The sequence below is a fragment of the Streptomyces sp. NRRL S-920 genome (genome assembly GCF_000717945.1).
GTDB lineage: Bacteria > Actinomycetota > Actinomycetes > Streptomycetales > Streptomycetaceae > Streptomyces > Streptomyces alboniger.
This window is the reverse complement of the sequence record NZ_JODF01000029.1, coordinates 1-21,395: the sequence shown is the minus strand read 5'-3', so window position 1 is coordinate 21,395 and position 21,395 is coordinate 1. Positions and strand designations below refer to the sequence as shown.

Annotated in this window: 13 protein-coding genes and 1 pseudogene; 6 read left to right on the top strand and 8 right to left on the bottom strand. The window is 70.3% G+C overall.

Annotated elements, in window-relative coordinates; translation table 11 throughout:
- Nucleotides 1-71: 71 nt before the first annotated feature.
- On the bottom strand, nt 72-899 hold the full coding sequence (locus IG54_RS0121090; protein WP_030786521.1) for a VOC family protein: 828 nt from the start codon (nt 897-899) through the stop codon (nt 72-74).
- A 63-nt stretch (nt 900-962) separates the two neighbouring features.
- Nucleotides 963-2,495, bottom strand: coding sequence for an MFS transporter (locus IG54_RS0121085; protein WP_051819749.1), 1,533 nt, complete (start codon nt 2,493-2,495; stop codon nt 963-965).
- A gap of 62 nt (nt 2,496-2,557) precedes the next feature.
- On the opposite strand from IG54_RS0121085, the gene IG54_RS0121080 reads away from it, so the two are divergent.
- Nucleotides 2,558-3,544, top strand: coding sequence for a helix-turn-helix transcriptional regulator (locus tag IG54_RS0121080; protein ID WP_030786515.1), 987 nt, complete (start codon nt 2,558-2,560; stop codon nt 3,542-3,544).
- Nucleotides 3,545-3,588: 44 nt separating this feature from the next.
- Here the strand turns inward: IG54_RS0121080 and IG54_RS0121075 are convergent, their stop codons facing one another.
- Both IG54_RS0121075 and IG54_RS0121070 read right to left on the bottom strand, forming a co-directional pair.
- Nucleotides 3,589-4,257, bottom strand: a complete 669-nt coding sequence (locus IG54_RS0121075; protein ID WP_030786512.1) for a fasciclin domain-containing protein — start codon at nt 4,255-4,257, stop codon at nt 3,589-3,591.
- Between the two features lie 98 nt (nt 4,258-4,355).
- Nucleotides 4,356-5,984, bottom strand: coding sequence for a molybdopterin-dependent oxidoreductase (locus IG54_RS0121070; RefSeq protein ID WP_106977055.1), 1,629 nt, complete (start codon nt 5,982-5,984; stop codon nt 4,356-4,358).
- 224 nt (nt 5,985-6,208) lie between these two features.
- Here IG54_RS0121070 and sigK point away from each other — a divergent pair, with 224 nt between their 5' ends.
- Both sigK and IG54_RS0121060 read left to right on the top strand, forming a co-directional pair.
- On the top strand, nt 6,209-6,793 hold the full coding sequence (gene sigK / locus IG54_RS0121065; RefSeq protein ID WP_030786507.1) for an ECF RNA polymerase sigma factor SigK: 585 nt from the start codon (nt 6,209-6,211) through the stop codon (nt 6,791-6,793).
- A complete protein-coding gene (locus IG54_RS0121060) occupies nt 6,790-7,551 on the top strand; it encodes an anti-sigma factor (protein WP_030786504.1) in 762 nt (253 codons plus the stop codon). Before sigK ends, IG54_RS0121060 begins: the two co-directional genes overlap by 4 nt.
- A gap of 61 nt (nt 7,552-7,612) precedes the next feature.
- Here IG54_RS0121060 and IG54_RS0121055 read toward each other — a convergent pair whose 3' ends face one another.
- Entirely contained in the window at nt 7,613-8,761 is a 1,149-nt protein-coding gene (locus IG54_RS0121055; protein WP_030786501.1) for an amidase domain-containing protein, read from the bottom strand.
- A gap of 456 nt (nt 8,762-9,217) precedes the next feature.
- Here IG54_RS0121055 and IG54_RS0121050 point away from each other — a divergent pair, with 456 nt between their 5' ends.
- Nucleotides 9,218-11,065: a transglycosylase domain-containing protein gene (locus IG54_RS0121050; protein ID WP_420712268.1), complete on the top strand. Its 1,848-nt coding sequence runs from the start codon at nt 9,218-9,220 to the stop codon at nt 11,063-11,065.
- A gap of 53 nt (nt 11,066-11,118) precedes the next feature.
- On the opposite strand, the gene IG54_RS0121045 is transcribed toward IG54_RS0121050, so the two are convergent.
- Nucleotides 11,119-12,366 (bottom strand): hypothetical protein, encoded by a 1,248-nt coding sequence (locus IG54_RS0121045; RefSeq protein WP_030786495.1) that lies wholly within the window; start codon nt 12,364-12,366, stop codon nt 11,119-11,121.
- A 605-nt stretch (nt 12,367-12,971) separates the two neighbouring features.
- The gene (locus tag IG54_RS42075; RefSeq protein WP_030786492.1) at nt 12,972-13,451 is read right to left on the bottom strand and encodes a hypothetical protein; all 480 of its coding nucleotides are present in this window, start codon (nt 13,449-13,451) and stop codon (nt 12,972-12,974) included.
- 133 nt (nt 13,452-13,584) lie between these two features.
- Here IG54_RS42075 and IG54_RS0121035 point away from each other — a divergent pair, with 133 nt between their 5' ends.
- The gene (locus tag IG54_RS0121035) at nt 13,585-13,992 is read left to right on the top strand and encodes a hypothetical protein (RefSeq protein WP_158708895.1); all 408 of its coding nucleotides are present in this window, start codon (nt 13,585-13,587) and stop codon (nt 13,990-13,992) included.
- 225 nt (nt 13,993-14,217) lie between these two features.
- Complete coding sequence (locus tag IG54_RS0121030) at nt 14,218-20,412, top strand: type I polyketide synthase (protein ID WP_078594323.1); 6,195 nt, start codon at nt 14,218-14,220, stop codon at nt 20,410-20,412.
- A gap of 787 nt (nt 20,413-21,199) precedes the next feature.
- Here IG54_RS0121030 and IG54_RS0121025 read toward each other — a convergent pair.
- A pseudogene (locus tag IG54_RS0121025) lies at nt 21,200-21,395 on the bottom strand (alpha/beta hydrolase); the annotation flags it as partial.

Below are 21,395 nucleotides of genomic sequence, written 5' to 3'. Positions count from 1 at the left end.
CGGGTGCGGGCCGCGGGCTTGGTGGGGGGGGAGGGTGGCAGTGGGTGGGGCAGCGTCCGGGTGTCGCTCCATCACGGCGTCCGCGTACGCACGGGCGGGGAGAACAGCCCGAAGCGGGTGCCGCGCGGGTCGAGTACGCGGGAGAAGACCAGCCCCTCGGGGTCGGTCGCGGGGCCGTACTCGACCCGGGCACCCGCCCGTTCCGCGGCCGTACTGATAGTCACGGCGTCGGAGACCAGGAAGCACGGCATGACGTAGTCGACGCCCTCGGGGCTTTCGCTGTAGTCCCGCAGTCCGCCGGAGGGCCCCTGGGCGCCGGTGAAGACGTCGAAGTACGGGGTGCCGTCAGCCGACTCGCCCCTCTCGAACCGCCAGCCGAACGCCGCCGCGTAGAAGTCCCTCGTGGCCTGCGCGTCGGTGGTGCCGATCTCGAACCGGGCCATCGCACCGGGCTGCGGCGCGGCCACGGTCTGCTCCATGTGCTCCTCGGTCGCCCGGGCCCGCTCGGCGAGCTTCGCCGACTCGCCGCGGGAGAACAGGGACAGGGCGTTGCCACGCGGGTCGACCAGCCGGGCGAAGACCGTCACCTCGCCGACCGCCGTCGCCGGCACCAGAACCTGCGCGCCGAGCGCGGTGAGCTTGTCGACATCGGCGTGGACGTCGGCGGAGAGGATGGAGAGGTTGAGGCTCTCGCCGCCGGTGTCGCCCTGCTGGATCGCACCCATCGGCCAGGAGGCGCCCGGGGCGATGATGCGGGTGTAGGTGCGGCCGTCGACCGAGGAGTCCAGGTCGACTTCGAAGTTCCAGCCGAGCAGCGGGCCGTAGAAGTCGGTGGCGGCCTTCGGGTCAGTGGTGCAGATCTCGAACCAGACCACTTGCCCGGGAGACATGAAACTCATGGCGGTGATGCCTTTCGCAGGTGTTTCGCAGGGGCAAGGCGAGGCAAAGCAAGGCAAGGCGTGTCAGCCGACGGGGGCCGCCTCGGCCTCCTGCTCCGGCACCGGCTCCCACTCTCGCTCCGGAGCGGCCTCGTCGCTCGCCGGTCGCTTGGTGCCGACAGTCCTCGGCAGAGCGAACAGGACAGCGGACGCGGCGAGGAACGCGGCAGCCACATACCACAGGGAGCCGGCGAAGGCATGCGGCATCTGCCGCGCCTGCGTGGTGGGATCGCCGGGTCCGAGCCGGTCGAAGAAGACGACCGAGGACAGGGCCACGCCGACCGCCTGGCCGAGCTGCATGGTGGTGTTGGTCAGACCGGAGGCCGAGCCGGCGTGCTCGTGAGGGACCTCGGAGAGGATCGCGTCGGTCAGCGGGGCGATGATCATCCCCATGCCCAGGCCCATAGGGATCAGCGGCATCATCGTCTGCCACAGCGCGATGTCGGTGCCGTAATGGCCGGCCAGGTGGACGTACGACACCATGCCCGCGGCGGCCAGCAATCCTCCCGCCTGAAGCACCCGGCGGCCGTAGCGCGGCACCAGCACCTGCATCGACAGTCCGGCGCCGGCCATCATCGCCGCCGACAACGGCATCCCCGACAGCCCGGCCCTCAGCGGCGAGAAGCCCAGCCCCAGCTGGAGGTAGAGCGTCCAGGCCAGGAAGAACACGCCCGAGGCCAGACCGAACAGCAGCTGTACTCCCTGGCCGCCGGCGAAGCTGCGCCGCGAGAACAGCGACAGCACCACCAGCGGTGATCCGCCGCGCCGCGCCAGGCGCCGTTCCCAGGCCACGAACGCGGCCAGGAGGGGCACGGAAGCGGCCATCAACCCGTACGTCCAGGCGGGCCAGCCCAGCTCACGGCCCTGCGTGAGCGGCAGGACCAGCGCCAGGAGACCGGCCGTGGCCAGCAGCACGCCCACCAGGTCCAGCCGGGCCGCCCGCTGGGCCTTCGACTCGCTGATCAGCAGGGCCCCGGCGATCAGTCCGGCGACGCCCAGCGGCAGGTTGACCAGGAAGACCGGCCGCCAGCCGAGCCCGAACAGGTCGCCCTCGACCAACAGCGCACCGGCCAGAGGCCCGGCGAGCGTACCCAGGGCCATGACCGAACCGTAGATCCCGAAGACCTTGCCCCGTTCCTGCTCGGGGAAGGTGACGTGGATGATCGACAGCACCTGCGGCACCATCAACGCGGCCATCGCGCCCTGCGCGACGCGCCCGGCCAGCAGCGTCTCCGGGTTCCCCGCGACACCGCACACCAGCGAGGTGAGCGTGAAGCCGACGACACCCAGCAGGAAGATCCTCTTACGGCCGAACAGATCACCGAGCCGACCGCCGGTGATCAGCCCGAGCGCGAACGCCAGCGCATACCCGCCGGTGATCCACTGGAGCTGTGCCGTGGACGCGCCGGTCTCGGCCTGGATGTCGGGCAGAGCGATGTGGACCACGGTGACGTCGACCGCGTCCATGAAGGAGGCGACGAGTACGACGACCAGTGCCGCCCACCTTCGCGGATCCGCCGCGTTGGTGAGATTTCGGGAGGGTTTGTTCTCGGACATGTCTTCACGTTAGGACGCTTTTAGGACACCTCACGTCCTTAAAGGGCGGCATTCTGGGCAATATGACGACCGACCTTCCCGCCCGGATGCTCCGGCTGCTCTCCCTGCTACAGACACGCCGCGAGTGGTCCGGCACCGAACTCTCCGAGCGGCTCGGCGTCACCGGTCGCACCGTCCGCCGCGACATCGACCGCCTGCGCGAGCTGGGCTACCCCGTCGAGGGCACCACCGGCCACGCGGGCGGCTACCGGCTGGCCTCCGGCACCGCCATGCCGCCCCTCATCCTCGACGACGACGAGGCCACCGCCACCGCCGTCGCCCTGCGCACCGCCGCGGGTCACCTCACCGGCATGGAAGAGACCACCCTGCGCGCCCTCGCCAAACTCGAACAGGTCCTCCCCGCCAGGCTGCGCACCCAGGTGGCCGCAGTGCATCAAACCACGGCCACCATCGGCTGGGAGACCCGCATGGTGCGCATCGACGCCAAGCTGCTGGCCGCCCTCGCCGCCGCCTGCCGCGACCATGAATCCGTCACCTTCGACTACACCACCCGGCACGGCACCTCAGCCTCACGCCGGGTGGAACCCCACCACCTCGTCGCCTCCGGTGGCCTGTGGTATCTCCTGGCCCACGACACCGGCAGGGACGACTGGCGCATCTACCGCCTCGACCGCATCCGCCACCTCACCCCCAACCGGAGCCACTTCGCGCCCCGCCCGGTACCGGGCGACGACCCCGCCGCGTACGTCGCCGGGAAGATCGCCGGCGCCCCTACCCGCCACCGCGCCGTCGCCACCGTCCAGGCCCCCGCCGACACCGTCCGCCGCCGCACCTGGGCCCTGGCCGACCGCATCCAGCCTCTCGACGCGGACACCTGCACCGTCGACTGTTCCGGTGACCGTCTGCCCGGCATCGCCCAGCTCCTCGCCGCCCTCGACAGCGACTACACCCTCGATGCCGACCCGCAGGTCACCGCCTATCTACGGCAGGCGGCCGAACGGCTTCACCAGGCGGCTTCGCGGGCCTGCGGCGGGGACGGAGCACGCTGACGTGGGGCCGGCCCATCGGGGTCGGCCCCACGTCAATACGGGCGTCACATCTTCGGCATGAGGACGGTGTCGATGATGTGGACGTTGGCGTTGGCGGTCTTGACGTTGCCGCAGACCACGTTGGCGGAGTCGTTGACCTTGTAGGACTCACCGGATCCGGCCGTCGTCAGCTCGGACTTCTCCAGCGTCGGGTACGAGCCGCTCTCCAGGTCCTTGGGCGCCAGCTTCTGGCCCACCACGTGGTAGGTGAGGATCTTGGTGAGCTGGGCCTTGTCGCTGAGGACCTTGTTCAGGTCGGCCTTGGGGATCTTCGCGAACGCGTCGTTGGTCGGCGCGAACACGGTGATGTCCTTGGCGTTGTTCAGGGTGTCGACCAGGCCCGCCTTCTTGACCGCGGTCACGAGCGTAGACAGCTCCGGGTTGTTGGAGGCGGCCGTGGCGACCGGGTCCTTGGCCATGCCGCCGAAGGAGCCGGCGCCGTCGTCGGGCACGGAGGAGCATGCGGAGCCGAACGGCTCATCGCTGCTGCCCGTGCCGCTCGCGGCGCTGTCGGTCGCCTTCTCGGAGGTGGCGGACGACTTGGTGTCCGAGGACGCCTCGTCCTTGCCGTCGTCGCTCGAACAGGCGGTCAGGCCGAGCGGCAGCATCGCCGCCGCGGCGAGCACGAGGGCTCCACGGCGGGTGCGGTGGTTGCGGCGGGTGGTGGCGTTCATTTCTGCTCCTTGATCATTCATGCGGGGCGGATTGCTCGTGCATGGGTTCAGGTCGTGGTTCGTGCGGCTGATTCCGCACTGCGCGGCGGTGGCCTGGGTCAGTCCACGGTGACCACCACCGAATGCCGGCCGCTGGCCCCGTCGGGGACGGTGCCGGTGCGCTTTTGCGTCTGCGTCTCACCCGTGCGGTCCGTGGCCTGGACGGTCAGGGTGTGGCCGCCGGACGTCGCTTTCCAGGGGAAGGACCACTGGCGCCAGGTGTCCCTGGTGTCCTCGGCTGCCAGGTCGGCCTGTTGCCAGGGGCCGTCGTCGACACGGACCTCGACCTGGTCGATCCCCCGGTGCTGGGCCCAGGCCACGCCGGCGACCATCACCGTGCCGGGCGCGGGGCGTGCGAAGGGCTTGGGGGTGTCGATACGGGACTGGGTCTTGATCGGGGCCTTGCGGGCCCAGTCCCGCTTCACCCAGTAGGGGTCGTAGTCGTCGAACGTGGTCAGCTCGATGTCCTGGATCCATTTGCAGGCGGATACGAACCCGTACAGGCCGGGGACGACCATGCGTACGGGGAAGCCGTGTGCGAAGGGCAGCGGCTCGCCGTTCATGCCGAGGGCGAGCATCGCGTCGCGGCCGTCCATGACGTCCTCGACCGGGGTTCCGATGGTCATCCCGTCCACGGACCGCGCGACCAGCTGGTCCGCGGGCCCGCCCTTGGACGGCGGCTTCACACCGCACTGCGCCAGGAGGTCGGCCAGGCGCACACCGATCCACCGCGCGTTGCCCACATACGGGCCGCCCACCTCGTTCGAGACGCAGGCCAGCGTGATGTTCCGCTCGATCAGCGGCATGCGCAGCAGATCCGCGAAGGAGACGGTCATCTCACGGGTGACGCCCTTGCCGTGGATCCGCAGCCTCCATGAGGTCGCGTCGACCCTGGGCACCACCAGCGCGGTGTCGACCCGGTAGAAGTCCTGATTGGGCGTCATGAACGGGCTGACGTCCTTGATTCGGAGCGCGGCACCCTTGGGGACGGGCGCGGCGGCCGAGGCCGGGGCGGGCAGCGTGACCTGGTTGCGGGAGGTGATGGCGTTCTGGCCCCGCGCACCGATCAGGGTGCGTCCCAGGAGGCCGACCCCGGTGGACGCGGCCGCCGCGGCCGTCGCGGCGACGATGAACCCTCGCCGGTCCCAGCCCGGGCGCCCTTGGTCGTGAGTTGGGCGCTCGTGGTCGTGAGCCGGTGCCGGGTGCTTGCCTGCTCGCAGGCGCCCCGCCAGCCAGTACAGGAGCCCCGCGCCCACCACGGCCCCGGCCACCGAGGGCAGCGCGTCCGTGATGCTCGTGGAGTCGGTCCGGCTCGTCGCGGCGACGCCCCCGACCACGCCGAGCAGGAGGACTCCTGCCGAGCCGGCACTCCGGTACCGGACCGCCAGCACTCCGAGGGCGAGCGCGAGAAGGGTGAGGACGGCGAGGATGCCCAGTTGCAGGACGAGCTTGTCGTCCGTCCCGAACTCGCGGATCGCCCAGTCCTTCACCGGGGTCGGCGTCCGGTCGATCGCGGCTCCGCCCACCGCGATCACGGGGCCGGACTCGGGTCGTACGGCGGCGGACACCAGCTCGGCCGTCGCCAGCGCGGAGTAACCCGCCAGCAGGCCGCTCAGCGCGCCCAGCCCGCCAAGCCGCCACGCTCCGGGGCGCCTTGAGGTCTTCGCTTCTTCGCTCACACCCGTCATCCGGAGCGGGGGCCGGGTGCGGATTGGTCCGCCACCCATTTGAGGGAGAAATTCTTTCCGACCAATCCAAAGAGGGCGCGGCTACGAATACTCCGTCCGCCTCTGGCGTTCGCATCTCGCCACCGGTCAACCAATCCTTTTCGCTCTCGGTGACGAATCATGGGCGGCACTCCCATTTTCCCCCGTGCGGACATGGCACTGGGCGAGTCGGTAATGATGTCGACATGAGGCGAACGGTGTTCATCGGCGGCAACCCTGACGACAAGCCTGACCTGATCGCATTGATGAAACAGATCGTCGACGGCGACGAGCAGGCCTTCGGTCAGCTGTACGAGTCAGTGGCCGGCCCGGTCTTCGGAATCGCGCGGGCCGTGGTGCGCGACGCGGCGCAGTCCGAGGAAGTGACGCAAGAGGTGCTGGTGGAGGTGTGGCGCCATGCCGCCGACTACCGGCCGGAACGGGGATCGGTCATGAACTGGGTACTCACGCTGGCACATCGCAGAGCGGTGGACCGCGTCCGCTCGGTCGTGGCATCCGCCGCACGCGAGGAGCGGGCCGCGCGGCGGGAGCAGCTGCCCGAGTTCGACGTGACCGAGGCGGAGGTAGAAGCCCGCCAGGAACGCGAGGACGTGGTGCGTTGCCTGAAGACCCTCACGGAACTCCAGCGCGAGTCGATCATCCTCGCCTACTACCAGGGCCTGACCTACCGCGAAGTGGCCGAGCGCCTGTCGGCGTCGCTCGGCACGGTGAAGACCCGCATGCGGGACGGGCTCATCCGGCTCCGTGACTGCCTGGGGGTGGCGACATGAGCGTGAGCGACCCGCACACCTTCGCCGGTGCCTACGCCCTCGACGCCCTCGACGACGACGAGCGCACCGCGTTCGAGGCGCATCTGGCCACGTGCTCGGAGTGCCGTCAGGAGGTGGCCGAGTTCGTCTCCACCGCGGGTCGGCTGGCTTTCGCCGCCAGCAGCGCACCGCCTCCCGCTCTCAAGCACTCCGTCCTCCGGCAGATCTCCCAGGTCCGCCAGGAACCGCCGCGCACCGTGCGGGAGAAGCCCGTCGCGCAAGCGCCGCAAAGATCACCGCGGGGTTCGCTCTGGCCGCGCCGGCTGGCGCTGGCCGCCTGCCTGGTCGCCGCGTCCCTGGGCGGCGTGGCGACCTGGCAGCACCAGGAAGCGCGGCAGGCTCGCGAGCAGGCACACCGGGCGGAGGCCAGTGCCGATCAAGTGGCGGAGGTTCTGGCCGCCGGTGACGCGCGGACACACACCGCGTCCCTGCCCGGCGGTGCCCGCGGCACCGTCGTGACCTCGGCGAGCCAGAACCGTGCGGTCTTCACCGTGTCCGGCCTCGACGCACCGCCCGAGGGCAAGGTCTACGAGCTGTGGTTCAACGACAAGGGCACGATGCGTCCGGCGGGGCTCCTCGACCGGGACCAGAGCACCCAGATCACCCTCATGGACGGGACGATCGACCAGGCCGACGGCATGGGCATCACCATCGAACCCTCAGGGGGTTCCAAGACGCCCACACTGCCACCCGTCGGCCTGATCGAATTTCCCGCCTGACGGCCCGGCACAAGTCCGGTCGGATACCGGCCGTCCGTGCCGCTGCGGGCTACCGGTTCTGTCAGGTGCGGTACGCGAAGTAACGCGCGTTGGGCGAGGACGCGAGGATGCTCGCCAGCGACCTTCGGACCGTGTCGGTGGAGTGGTAGGTGAGGTACGGCATGCCCCGCCTGTTGCGGTAAGTCACCAGCATGGTGTGGTCCTTGGAGCCGTTCTTGTCGAAGTCCACCTGGAGGACGTCGCCGACGTCCAGCTTGTACACGCTCGACAGGTTGGGGGCCCGCAGGTTGGACAGCGTGAACCACGCCCATTCGTTCACGCCGACCCAGGAGGTGCTCTGGCTCGCGCTCCCGTACCACCAGTTCCGGTAGTCGTAGGCGGAGCCCGGGACGGGCTTCCAGCCGCCCGCCTTCAGCGCCTGGCTGACGAAGTTGGTGCAGTCGCCGCCGGCTCCGTTGAACTTCCGGTACGCCGGGTTGTAGTTGCTCCAGTACCTCTCCGCGTACCGCGCCATGGCGGAGTAGTCGTAGGCTCCGCCCGTCTTGCCCGAGGGCATCGGCGTGGTGGGGTACTCGGTGGACGCCGGTGTGCCGTCGGGGTACTGGTTGCCGTCGTCCTTGATGGTGTTCACCCCGGCCGCGGACGGCTCGTCGACCGCAGCGGGACCCTCGTCCCGCGAGGTGATCGTGGTCAGCTTCCAGCCGCCGTCCTTCGTGCCGGTGAGCTTCAGCTCCTGCCGCGTCGAGAAAGCGGTGGTGGCCGGTTCGTCCCCGCGCACCTTCTTGTACGTGAGCGTCGACGACGAGGTGACCTGGACGGTCGCCGTGCGGCCGGTGATCGTGGCCCGCTCCACGACGACGCGGGTGTCCGCCTTCGTGTAGGCCTCGCCGAGCTTCGCCAGACGTGCCTTGCGGGCGCTCAACAACCGCAGCGCGGCGTCCTCGTCCTTCTTCAGCCGGCCGGACATGCGCGTCGTGGAAGCGCCGGTACCGGCGTCGCCGCGTCCCGCGTGATCCTCCACCAGGGCCTGGGTGCGCCGGGAAAGAACGTCATCGGCGATGCGGGCGAAGGCGGCGACCGTCTCGCGGTCGGCCTTGCGGGGACCGCTGTCGACGGCGTCCGCGTGGGCGGGGGGCGCGAGCAGGGAGCCGGAGGCCACGGCCGCGGTCAGGCTCGCGACGGCGGCGGGTCTGTATCTCTTGGGTATCACTGTGTTTCCTCTCGTGCGCGTGATCACCCCGACTGGGGCACGGAATCTTCGCACAACTCCGCGCCAACACCGTGCCGTTCGTTTCCCGCCGGACCCGCAGGCCGCCGGGCCGGGGCGCCAGAGTCCCGGCGGCCGCGGCCCACGTACCTCTAGGGTGTGCGGCATAGCGCAGCAAAGGAGGCATGCGGGGTGGGTGGGCGCAGGATAACCGCAGGTGGGGGAAGCGGCGGACGGCGGGCGGCACCGGGCCGCCGCGCGGCGACCGGCCGGCGCAGGAAGCCCGGACAGTCGCGCGGGGGACGGCCGGACAGCGGCATACCCGGTGTCGTCGCCGGGGCGCGCAGGCAACTGCGGCGGCTGCGTCCCGCGTACCCACGGCCGGGCCGTAGCGGATGGCGGCGGTGGATACCCTCGTGGCGTCAGTGGCTGGGCGCCTTCCTGTACGTGCTCCTCGGCTTGACCGGCTCCGTCGCGATCGCGTACGCCGCCACGGACATACCGGACGACCTCAACTCGTTCGCCACACAACAGGACAACGTCTACTACTGGTCCGACGGCACCGTCATGGCCCGCACCGGCTGGGTCATCCGGCAGGAGATACCGCTGGACAAAGTGCCGCCGAAGGTCCGAGGGGCGGTCCTCGCGGCCGAGAACGCGAGCTTCTACTCGGATTCCGGGGTCTCGCCGACCGGTTTCCTGCGTGCCGCGACCGCAGCGGTCACCGGCGGGGAGACCCAGGGCGGATCGACCATCACCCAGCAGTACGTGAAGAACGTCTACCTCAGCCAGGACCGCACGTTCTCCCGGAAGTTCACCGAAGCCCTGCTCGCAGTGAAGCTGGACAACCACACGAGCAAGGACCGGATCTTCCAGGATTACCTGAACACGAGCTGGTTCGGCCGCGGCACCTACGGCATCCAGCGCGCCTCGCACGCGTACTACGGCAAGGACGTCTCGCGTCTCAACCCCAGCGAGGGCGCCTTCCTGGCCTCTCTCCTCAAGGGCGCCGGACTGTACGACCCGGCCCTCGGCAAGGAGAACCGCGCGCGGGCCGTCGAGCGGTGGAACTGGATCCTGGACCGCATGGTCGAGACCGGCCATCTCACGCGGGCCGAGCGCGCCACGTACAAGAAGTTCCCGGAGCCCACGAAGCCGGGGTCCGGCGGCACCACCCCCGGCGCGCAAACCGGCTACCTGGTGGAGCTGGCCAAGCGGCACGCGATCAAGGCCGGGCACATCAAGACCGCCGACTACGACCTCGGCGGCTACCAGATCCGCACGACCTTCGACCGCAAGCGCACGAAGGCCCTGACCGGAGCTGTCCGGAAGGTCGACAAGGACTTTGACGCCGAGCGGCGGCCCGACACGGACAAGCACGCCAGGATCGGCGCGGCGAGCGTCGGCCCGGACGGCCGGCTGCTCGCCGTGTACGGCGGCCACGACTTCTTGAAGCAGGGGTTCAACCAGTCGAACGCGACGACCATTCCGGCCGGTTCGGTGTTCACCCCCTTCGTCTACGCCGCCGCGCTCGAGGACGGTGTGCAGCGCACGCGTGAGGGAGGCCGCACACCCGTCTCCCCCGCCAGCGTCTACGACGGCGACGACCGGATCGCCGTACGGACACCGGAGGGGCCGTACTGGGACCGCAACGGCAAGGTGGTGAAGGGACGCAACGAAGGCGGCCGGGACTGGGGCAAGGTGACCTTGCGGCAGGCCGTCGCCGACTCCGTCAACACACCCATGCTCCAGCTCGGTCTCGATGTCGGCCTCGACCGGGTGGAGAAGTACGCCCTGCGGGCGGGGCTGCTCGAATCGAGCCTCGGGGAGCGGGTCCCCACGTTCGCGCTCGGGGAGAACTCGACGCCGAGCGCCATCCGGATGGCCGGCGCGTACCAGACCTTCGCCGCGGGCGGCATGCACACCGACCCCTACTCGGTGCGCTCGATCACGCGGGCCGGGGACGCGGTGCCGCTCGTCGGGCCGAAACCCTCCCGGGCGGTGTCGGAGAAGACCGCCCGAGCGGTCACGGACGCCCTGCGGACCACCATGACCGAGGGGTCGGCCAAGGCGGCGGGCGGGGCGCACGCCGGTGCCGTGGGCAAGACCGGGACGACCACCGCGAACACGGCGGGCTGGTTCGTGGGAGGCACCGAGGACGAGACCACGGCCGTGGTGGTCTACCGCATGTCGCTCAAGGACCTGGTGCCGCTGCCACTGGAGGGGCTGGGCGGTGACGCCCCCGGAACGCTCGGCAGCGAGCGGGCGGTGGGGCTGTGGGCCGACTACATCAAGGCGGTCAAGTAGGCGTGGGCCGGGCGGGGGCCGCCGGGCACCCCGGCCCGCGCAGCTCGCCCGCGTTACTTGACGAGCGACTTCCAGTCCGGCGCCTGCGCGGGGTCGAGCAGGCGCAGCCTGGCCAGGACCTTCGGGTCCTGGGCGTCGAGCCAGTCCGCCAACTCCCGGAACGACACGCAGCGGACGCCCTTGCGCGGGCACACCTCCCGCATCACATCCTCGACGGCGTTCATGTAGATCCCGCCGTTCCAGTCCTCGAAGTGGTTGCCGACGAACATCGGCGCCCGGCTGCCGTTGTAGACGCGGTTGAAGCCGTTCATGTACGAGTTGCGGACCTGCGCCTCCCACGCCGGGAACTTCGCCGGGTCACCCTGGGTGCTGTCGCCGGACTGGTGGTAGAGGAAGTTGAAGTCCATGGAGAGGACTTGCACCTCTTTGCCGTCCATGGGCAGGAGTTGTAGGGGAAAGTTCCATATGTCGTCGACCTTGGACGGCCATATCTGGAAGTCCCCCGAGGAACTGGCGTCGTAGCGCCAGCCGAACGGCTTGATCGCGGCCAGGAGGTTCTTCTGACCCTCCAGGCAGGGCGCGCGGCCACCGACCACTTCCCGGTCCGGGTCGAAGGGCAGGGGCGCCTCCTGGGTGAAGCCGGTGTTGGTCTTCCACTTCTTCATGAACGAGTACGTCTGCTCGATCTCGCTCTTCCACTCCTTGGTGCTCCAGTCACCGCCGCCCTTGGGGCCGCAGAAGTGCCCGTTGAAGTGCGAACCGATCTCGTTGCCGTCCTTCCAGGCGCCGCGCAGTTGCTCCAGCGTGGTCTGTATGTGCGGCACGGTCGGGTAGGAGATGGCGGCCGAGCCCGGGTTGTGCTGCGGCGGGCGGTAGAGCGACTTCTTGCTCTCCGGCAGGAGGTAGATGCCGGTGAGGAAGAAGGTCATGTGGGCGTTGCTCTCCCGCGCCACCTGGCGGAAGTGGGAGAAGCGGCGGTCGTCGCCCTCCAGCGCGCCGTCCCAGGAGAAGACCACGAACTGCGGCGGCTTCTCGCCGGGCTTCAGCTTCTTCGGCTTGAGCTGTCCGCGCTGCGGTCCGGTGTGCGACGTGGAGCCGTCGCCCAGCACCCGGACCTTGCCGTCCCACTTCTCCTCGCTCTTCTTCGCGCGCTTCGCGGCACGCGCCTTCTGCGCCGCGTTGCCCGAGGATGTGGACGCGGTGTGCCGGTCCTCGCTCCGGCTTCCGGAGGAGTTCGCGAGGGCGAGCACGCACGTGGTGGCCACCCCGCCCAGGCCGAGCACGGCCGCGACCACGGCCATCCGCTTGCGCCTTCGCGCCTTCTCGCGCGCCTTGCGGGCGGCGCGGGACTCGGTCCGGGCGGGTTCAGTGCCGTCGGGTTCGCTCACTGCGGTCCTACCCCGTGTTCATCGCAGCAGGGCCGCGCGTGAATTGTTTGTATGAATATAGGACCGTCGGGCTGGTCTCCAGTACCCCGGGTTGCCTCACGCAGGCCCCGGAGAGGTCAGGGCGCCGTACTGCTTCCGGCACGCCAGTAGGTACAACCTGGCCGGGCGCTCCTCAGGACATCGCCCTCGCCGGCCCCAGGCGCCCGCTCGGCATCACCGTACGTTTCTGACGTCAACGGCGGCGCAGCCTGCCGAGGAAGCGCTGGGCCTGGGCCCGTCGCCTCGGATCGGCGGAGGCGCGACGGACCTGGTCAACGGTGCGCCGACCCTGCGGACTCCGGCCGAACTCTGGATCGCAGTCATGGGCACCGACCATGACGTGGGCAGAGTCCTTGCCACCGGCGGGCCCGGGCCATGTGCAGCGAGCACGAGGCCGATGAATTGCACGGGGTACGTCGGTGGATATCAGCTCGGTGATCATCGCAGTGACAGGCGTCGCAGGAACCCTGGGAGGGGCGCTACTTACCCAGCGCGGCTCCGAACGAGCGAAGCGCCGGGAGGTAGAACTCGTTCGAGACCATGAGGAGGTCCGTGAGAACCGTTCGCTGGGACGCACCTGCTATGTGGAACTCAACCGAGATGCGCGGCAGTTCACCACCGCACTGAACCGGCGTCTCCACGTCATGAGGGAACGCGGTGTGGAGGAGGCTGACGGCGACGCACTCGAGGAGGCGAAGAACGCGCACCGCGATCGATACTCCGAAGCACAGATGATCGCGCCCGAAGAAGTACTCATGCGAGCGAGTGTCGTCAACCAAGCCCTGAACACGGTCTACGACCAAGTCAAGCGCCTCGAACGCGGTGCCCCCGAACCAGGCGAAACGATGGAGACCGCGGCCCGGGCCCAGTACGAGGTCTGGGAGATGCTTCGAACTATGAGAACCGCTATGCGCCACGACCACGGAGGTAGCCGTGCCGGACTCCACGACGACAAGCACCCAGCCCCTCCGTCCAGACGCCGGGACATAATTTTTCAGTGGCGCCGAAAGGTGGCCGGAATGTTCTCTGCTGGTTTTCGCCGCCCGTCCTTACCATGCTTATAAAAAACGGCCCTAGAGAAAGGGGCGAGGCGTGCCCAGTGACGTGGTAGGTCGTATCACCAACAGGGTCAACGCAACTCGTGTTACAGATGTGGAAAACGATACCGTGCGGTTGGAGTATTCGGCCGCAGGCGGGGGCGAGGTGGACGGCCACCAGGTGACCGATATCGCGACTCACGAGTCGGTGCGGTTGGCCGACGGGACCGAGACGGCAACCGTCAAGATCGTAGTGCAGGCAACGCAGGGCGGTGGCCAGCTGGTCCTGACGGGCAGTGCCTCTGGGGTCGTGCGCGGGGGATCGGTGCGTTTCGAGGGCGTCTTGCACGCGCGAAGCACGACCGGGAAGTTCCGTGATCTGAACGGGACGGCTTTGCTGGCCGTGGCGGAGATGACCGACAACGAGACAGTGAAACACGTGTGGCGGCGTTTTCCCGAGTAGCGAATGATGCGTTCGGCGGGATTTCGTCTGCCGGTTTTCTCGCCAGCCGGAACCGGTGCGCTGCTCTTCTGTGAGCGTGTGTGCAGGGGCTTGCGAGGGTTGGGGTGTGCGGTCGTTCGGCTTGTCTTGTCGGGACAAGCGGAAGGCTGAACACCTGTCGCGGCTAGTGGGGCCCGGGGTGTTCCGCTGGTCTGTGCGAGAGTGAGTTCGCGCCACCCGGGGGGAATGATGCCCGAATGCTGTGACGGCCCGTCCGGACAGGCCGAGCCGGTTGCCGTGATCGGGGCTTCGTGCCGTCTGCCGGGTGGTGTGGACTCGCTGGGCGCGTTGTGGCGGTTGCTGGAGGAGGGGCGGGAGACCGTCGGTCCGGTGCCCAAGGACCGGTGGGACGCACAGGCGTTGGGGCGCATGCTGCCGGAGCAGGTCGCGGCGGTGATGCGGGTCGGCGGGTGGCTTGCGGGGGATATCGGCGCCTTCGATCCGCAGGCGTTCGGGATGTCGGGGCAGGAGGCGGACTGGCTGGATCCGCAGCACCGTTTGCTGCTGATGGTGGCCTGGGAGGCGCTGGAGCACGCCGGGATTCCGCTGGAGAGGCTGCGGGGTTCGCGGGCGGGAGTGTTCGCGGGGATGTATTCCATGGACAACCTGCTGCGGGGGCACCGCCGTCCACAGGAGGCGGACGCGTACTGGTTCTCCGGCGCGGTGCACGGGGTGGGGGCCGGACGGCTGTCCTATCTGCTGGATCTGCACGGCCCGAGCCTGGCGGTCGACACCGCATGCTCCTCGTCCCTGGTGGCCGTGCACCTGGCGTGCCAGGCGCTGCGGGCCGGTGAGTGTCCGCTTGCGGTGGCGGGTGGTGTCTCGGCGGCCTTGGGGCCGGAGATCGGTGCGGCTTCGGCCCGGTGGCGGATGTATTCGCCTACCGGCCGGTGCCGGGCCTTCGATGCGAGGGCCGACGGCTATCTGCGGGCCGAGGGCTGCGGAGTGGTCGTCCTCAAGCTGCTGGCCGCCGCGCAGCACGACGGGGACCGGATCCTGGCGGTGCTGCGGGGCTCGGCTGTCAACCAGGACGGCCGCTCCGACCAGCTGACGGTGCCTTCCTCCCAGGCGCAGGCCGCGGTGTTCACCGAGGCACTGCGCCGCGCCGGGGTGGAGGCCGACCGGGTGGGGATGGTGGAAGCGCACGGCACCGGCACACCGGTGGGCGACCCGCGGGAGTTCGCCGCGCTGAAGGACGTCTACGGGAGGGGGCCCGGAGGGTGCGCGATCGGATCGGTGAAGACGAACATCGGTCACACCGAGCCCGCCTCCGGTGTGGTGGGGCTGTTGAAGGCCGTCGTGTCTCTCCAGCGGGGCCGGGTGCCGGCCAGCTTGCACTTCACCCGGTGGCATCCCGAGATCGATGCCGGCGGGTGCCGGCTGTTCGTGCCGACGCAGGCGGCCGACTGGCCGGTGCCGGGCCGACCCCGGCTGGCGGCGGTCTCCTCCTACGGGGTCGGCGGCACGAACGCGCATCTCCTCGTGGAGGAAGCCCCCGCCGAAAAAACCGTACCGGTTTCCGGTACGGACCGTACGGCCGGGGCCTGGAGCCAGATGTTTCTGCTGAGCGCCGCTTCGCCGGGTGCGTTGCACAAGTCCGCGGCGCGGCTGGCGGACTGGCTGGAAGGGGACGGTGCCGGCCAACTGCTGCGGGATGTGACCTACACCTTGGCGGTGCGGCGCTCGCACGGGGCGCACCGGGCGGCTGTGGTGGCCGATGGCCGCAGCGAGCTGGTCACAGGACTGAGGCAGCTGGCCGCTGGTCAGCCGACGGCCCTCGCCACCACGGGACGAGCCGGAGCGCAGGAGTGTGGGGCGGTGTTCGTCTACTCCGGCCACGGCTCGCAATGGGCCCGCATGGGCCAAGGTTTGTTGGGCCGGGATGCGGCGTTTACCGCCGCCCTGGAGGAGCTGGAGCCGCTGGTGCAGGCGGAGAGCGGGTTCTCGCTGCGCGAGGTGCTGGCCGCCGGCACGGTGGTGAGCGGGGTGCAGCGGGTCCAGCCGACGCTGTTCGCCCTCCAGGTGGCGCTGACGGCCCTGTGGCGGGCCCGGGGAGTGGTGCCGACGGCCGTCATCGGGCACTCGATGGGCGAGGTCGCCGCCGCGGTGGCCTGCGGGGCGCTGAGCCTGCCCGACGGGGTGAAGGTGATCTGCCGCCGCTCCCGGCTGCTCACCCGGGTGCGCGGCGGGGCGATGGCGGTGGTCCGGCTGCCCGCTGACCAGGTGGCCAGGGCGCTGGCACAGAGCGGCTGCGACCAGGTGGAGGTGGCGGTCGTCGCCTCCCCGGCCAGCACGGCGATCTCCGGGGACGCGGGCCAGGTCGAACGGCTGCTGCACCAGTGGGAAGAAGAAGGAGTGGTGGAGGCCGCCCGGGTGGCGGTGGAGGTGGCCTCCCACTCCGCGCACATGGATTCCATCCTGGCCCCGCTGCGCGAGCAACTCGCCGATGTGCAGCCGCGGCGTCCGTCCCTGGCCTTCTACAGCACCGTCACCGAAGATCCGTGTGCGCCGGTCCGACTGGATGCCCATTACTGGGCGGACAACCAGCGCCGCCGGGTGCGGTTCGCATCAGCCGTCCAGGCCGCGCAGACGGCAGGCCACCGGCTGTTCGTCGAAGTCAACGTCCACCCGCTGCTGGCCGGCGCGCTGACCGAAACGCTGGCCGCCCACGGCGCTGGGGAGGCGGTGGTCGTGCCCACGCTGCGGCGGGACGGGGACGAGAAGCGGGACTTCGCCGCCCACCTGGCCGCCGTGCACTGCGCCGGATTCCCCGTGCCCTGGAGCACGCACGTCAGGGGTCGGCTGGTGGACGCTCCGGGTACCTGCTGGGAGGGGCGGCACCACTGGATCGCACCCTCGGAGCTGACCCGGGGCCGGCCCGCCACCACCCACAGCGTGCTCGAGGAGCATCCGCTGCTGGGCGTGCACGTCCTCGACCCGCTCCAGCGCCGACGGCACCTGTGGCAGGCCACCCTCGACCCGCAGCGCGAAGGCTGGCTCAAGGACCACCAAGCCGCCGGACAGCCGGCGATGGCCGGGGCTGCCTGGTGCGAGATGGCTCTGGCCGCCGCCACCCACACCTTCGCCAAGCCGGTACAGCAGGTGTGTGTGCGGGATATGACCTTCGATGCGCTCTTGCCGCTCGGCGGTGAGCGGGTGCACCTGTCCTCCTGCGCGCAGGAGGACGGCGGCACGGCCGTGTGGAGGGTGATGGCGCGGGCCGGTGACGGCTTCGAGCCGCACGCCGGGGCAACCCTCTCCCCCGCCGCCGAGGGCACGAGTCCCGCCCCCGTGCCGGTGGAACAACTGCGACGCTCCTGTCCCGTGGAGGCGGATACCGCACGCCTGTGGGGCAGTTGGGCAGCTACCTGCTCCGTGGCCTACGGGCCGGCCTTCCGCACCGTCCAGAGCCTGCACCTGGCACCGGATGCCGGGCGGCCCGAGGCCCTGGCCCGCCTGGCCCTCCCCGACGCGGCCCGCCCGCACACCGACGGCTTCGCCTGGCACCCCGTGCTGCTGGACGGATGTCTCCAGACGCTCTTGGCCTTGTGGACCAGCCGCATCGCCCTGCCGGAGGGCACCGCCTACCCCCAGGGCATCGGCGAGCTACAGGTACACGGAGACACGGCCACCGGCGTGTACTGCCACGTCCGCGCCGACGCCCTCGACGAGCACACCGTGACCGGCTCGCTGCGGCTGCTGGATGCCGCGGGGATGGTGGTCGGCCGCGCCGAGCACATCCGTTTCGCCCACTCGCCGAGGCATCCGGTCGCCGGCCGCCTCCAGCACTACCTCATCCAACACCGCTGGCAGCCCCAGCCGCTGGCCGCCTCCCGCAGCCGACAGCACGCCACCTGGCTGTTGATCACCGAAACCGAGGACCTCCACCCCTGGCACCTGGCCCTCGAAGCCGCCCTCGGCCATCCCCCGTCCGCCTGCGCCCGGCTCACCCTGCCCCTGGAAGACGAACCAGGCCCGGCCCACCAGGCCCTCGCCGCAGCCCTGAAGAAGGGCCCGGCGCCGTTCACCGACGCCGTTGTTGTCCTGGAACCGGACACCGGCACCGGCCTCGGCGCCGTGGAGCGGGCCCGCCGCCGTACCGCCCGCCTCATCACCGCCGTGCAGGCCCTGGCCGACTGCCACCCGCCCGCCCGCTTGCACATCCTCAGCCACCACGGCCAGGCCATCGGCGAACGGGACACCATCGCACTGGGCCACGCCGGGCTGCGCGGGGCGCTACGCACCCTCCTGTACGAGCACCCCGAACTGCGCCCCGCCCTCTACGACACCGACACCCGCACCCCCGCCCACACTGTCGCCGCCCAGTTGCTCGCCGACGACACCGAGGACGAGGTGGCCTGGCGGGACGGCCGGCGCTACGTCGCCCGCCTGGCCCCGGCCCCGTTGAGCCCGGCCGAGCGCCGCACCGCCGTCTGCCGGACCAATCAGGTGCCAGTACGCGCCGAACCCCACGGCGCCACCGTGGCCTTCACCGTCACCGAGCCGCCTCCCGAGCCGGCAGAGCACCAGGTGAGTGTCGCCGTACACACCACCTGCCGTCCCGATCACGGCCCCGGCGCGCCACCGCTGTCCGCCTGCGCCGGCACCGTGACGGCCGCCGGCCCCCAGACCACCTTGGCCCCCGGGCAGCAGGTGGCCGTCGTCGTCGCGGAAACGGACCCGGTCAGCCGTCTGACCGTCGACGAGCGCTGGTGCATACCGGTGCCCGCCCACCTGGACGCCACCCGGCTGGCCGGCTCGCTGCTGCCCTACCTCACCGCCTACTACGGCCTGCACCACCTGGCCCGTATCCGGCCCGGCGACCGCGTCTTGATCCTCGGCCCTGGGCCCCTGGCCCTGGCCGCTCAGCACACGGCCACCGCCGCCCAGGCCCAGGTCCACGCCACGACCGCGATCACCAACTACAGCGGCCTGTGGGACATCATCATCGACACCACCCCCCGTCCCGAACCTCACGCCCACCGCCTTCTGGCACCGGCAGGCCAGCTCCTGGCCACCACCGCCCATGCGGCCCGCAACGGCTCGGGGAGCACGCCAGCGCGCACGGTGGACCTCACGGCGTTGCTGAGCGCGACGCCCGGTGCGGCCGCAGCCCTGCTCGGGAACGTCGCCGATGACCTGGTCCAGGGGGCACTGCCGCTGTTGCCCGTCGCCCAGCTCCCCCTGGAGCAGCTGGCCCGCGAAACCCCCTCCGGCAGGTCTACGGCATACCGGTGGCCCACCGGCACCGTCACCGCCCACCTGCCGCCCGACCACGTTCCCCTCGTCCGTCCCGAAGGCGCCTACGTGATCAGCGGCGGGCTCGGCGGCCTGGGCATGGTGCTGGCCCGCTGGCTGGCGGACAAGGGCGCAGGCACCCTCGTCCTCAACAGCCGCTCCCAACCCGACCAGCACACCGACGCTCTCCTGGACGGACTGCGGCGCACCGGCACGCGGATCGAAGTGGTCTGCGCCGACCTGGCCGAGCCCGGCACCGCCGAACACCTGCTGCACACCGCCGAACGCCACGGCCACCCCCTGCGCGGCATCATCCACGCCGCGGCCGTGGTCGAGGACGCCACCATCACCGGCCTCACCGAGGAGCTGCTGGAGCGGGTTTGGCGCCCCAAGGCCCAAGGAGCGTGGCTGCTGCACCAGGCCAGCACCTTCTTCGACCTGGACTGGTGGGTGGGCTTTTCCTCCTTCGTCCCACTCCTTGGCTCCCCGGGGCAGACCGCGTACGCCGCGGCCTCCGCCTGGCTCGATGCCCTCATCACCCACCGCGCCGCCGCCAACCTCCCCGCCACGGGCATCAACTGGGGCGCCTGGGCCGAAGCCGGCATCGGCGCCCGCACCCTCGGCGACCGCGGCTTTGCCACCATCCCCCTCGACGACGCCCTGGCCGGACTCGAACTCCTGCTCACCCACGCCCGCACTCACACCGGCTTCGTCACCCTCGACCTCACCCGCTGGCTCACGCCCTACCCCACCGTCACCGCCTCCCCCTACCTCGCCCCCCTCCTGCCCACCGCCGCATCCACCCACCAGGCCGACGACCCCACCGGCGGGTGCGCGTCGCTCCAGCAACTGCTGGAGGCCCCGCCCGGCCGACGCCGCCAGCTGCTGCAAGACCTCCTGACCGCTCAGGCCGCCATGCTCCTGGACTGCCCGCCGGACCGCATCGACGCGCACACCCCCCTGCCCGCCCTGGGCATGGACTCCCTCATCACCGTCCGGCTGCGCAACCGCCTCCAGCAGACCCTGGGCATCCCGCTGCCCCGCAGCGTCCTGCACACCCGAGCGACCATCACTGCACTAGCCGACCACCTCAACGACCACCTGCCCCACCACCCCAACACAGACCCGAGACCCACCCCGTAGCCTCACCACACACCCCGTCCCGCCGCAGAAGCAGCCCCGGCACGCACGCAGGCCGTTCAGTCACAACAGCCCCCGACACCCTGATCGGCCACCGTGCACGGCCCGTCGGCTCCGCGCTCCCGTCTGCCGCACCTCGCCGAGATGAGAAGCCTTTCTGACCGGCGCTCGCTTGCACCAGTACGCCCGTCTCGGACCTTCACCTGTTACCGAGGCGGGCCGCTCCCCAACGGCGCACGCGCAGCCCCCTGACCGGGACCACAGAGCCGTCGTCGACGGGCTGCTAAATCGCTTCGCCAACGCCGCAGCGATCACCAGGAACCTCCACGGAGGCTTTCGCGTCGGCTTAGCTATGCAGTAACACGTCCGGGAGCACTTGAGTTGACGTCCGAGACTACTTACCGCGTCGGAGGTCAGCGCACCATCAAGTAAAGAAAATGCAGGTCATCTGTCCCTGGAAACCGTCCAGTTCTATTTGACGCATCCCGGGTTCAGAGGCATGACCTGATTAGCGATCACATCATTCCCCTGCTGGACCTGACACTGCTCGGGCGACTGCGCCCGTGGCAACGACTGGCGACTGGGCTGCCGATCAGGTCCGCTTCACCGGGGCGTGGGTCGGGGGCGCCCCCCCGTCGTCGTCCTGGTGCACGACCAGAGCCCGAGAACCGACAGCGCCTGTATACGAGTTGGGGCAGCACTCGGCATACGGAGGGCCAGGACCTGTCCTCGATGAACACCATGCCGACCGACATCAGCTACCGTCTGCTGCCGGTCTGATGGCCCTGCATCACTTCAGGTGTCGGGTGAAGAACGGGGCGGCCGCGTCCCCCGCGAACTGCGGGACGCCGGTGTGCCCGCCCATATTGGCGTGCAGCGTCTTCTCCCTGGAGCCGAAGGCGTCGAACAGGTCCAGGGCCGCCTGCCGGTCGTTCCCTTCGTCGTCCCACTGCAACAGGACGTGCAGCGGAATGGTGACCTGGCGG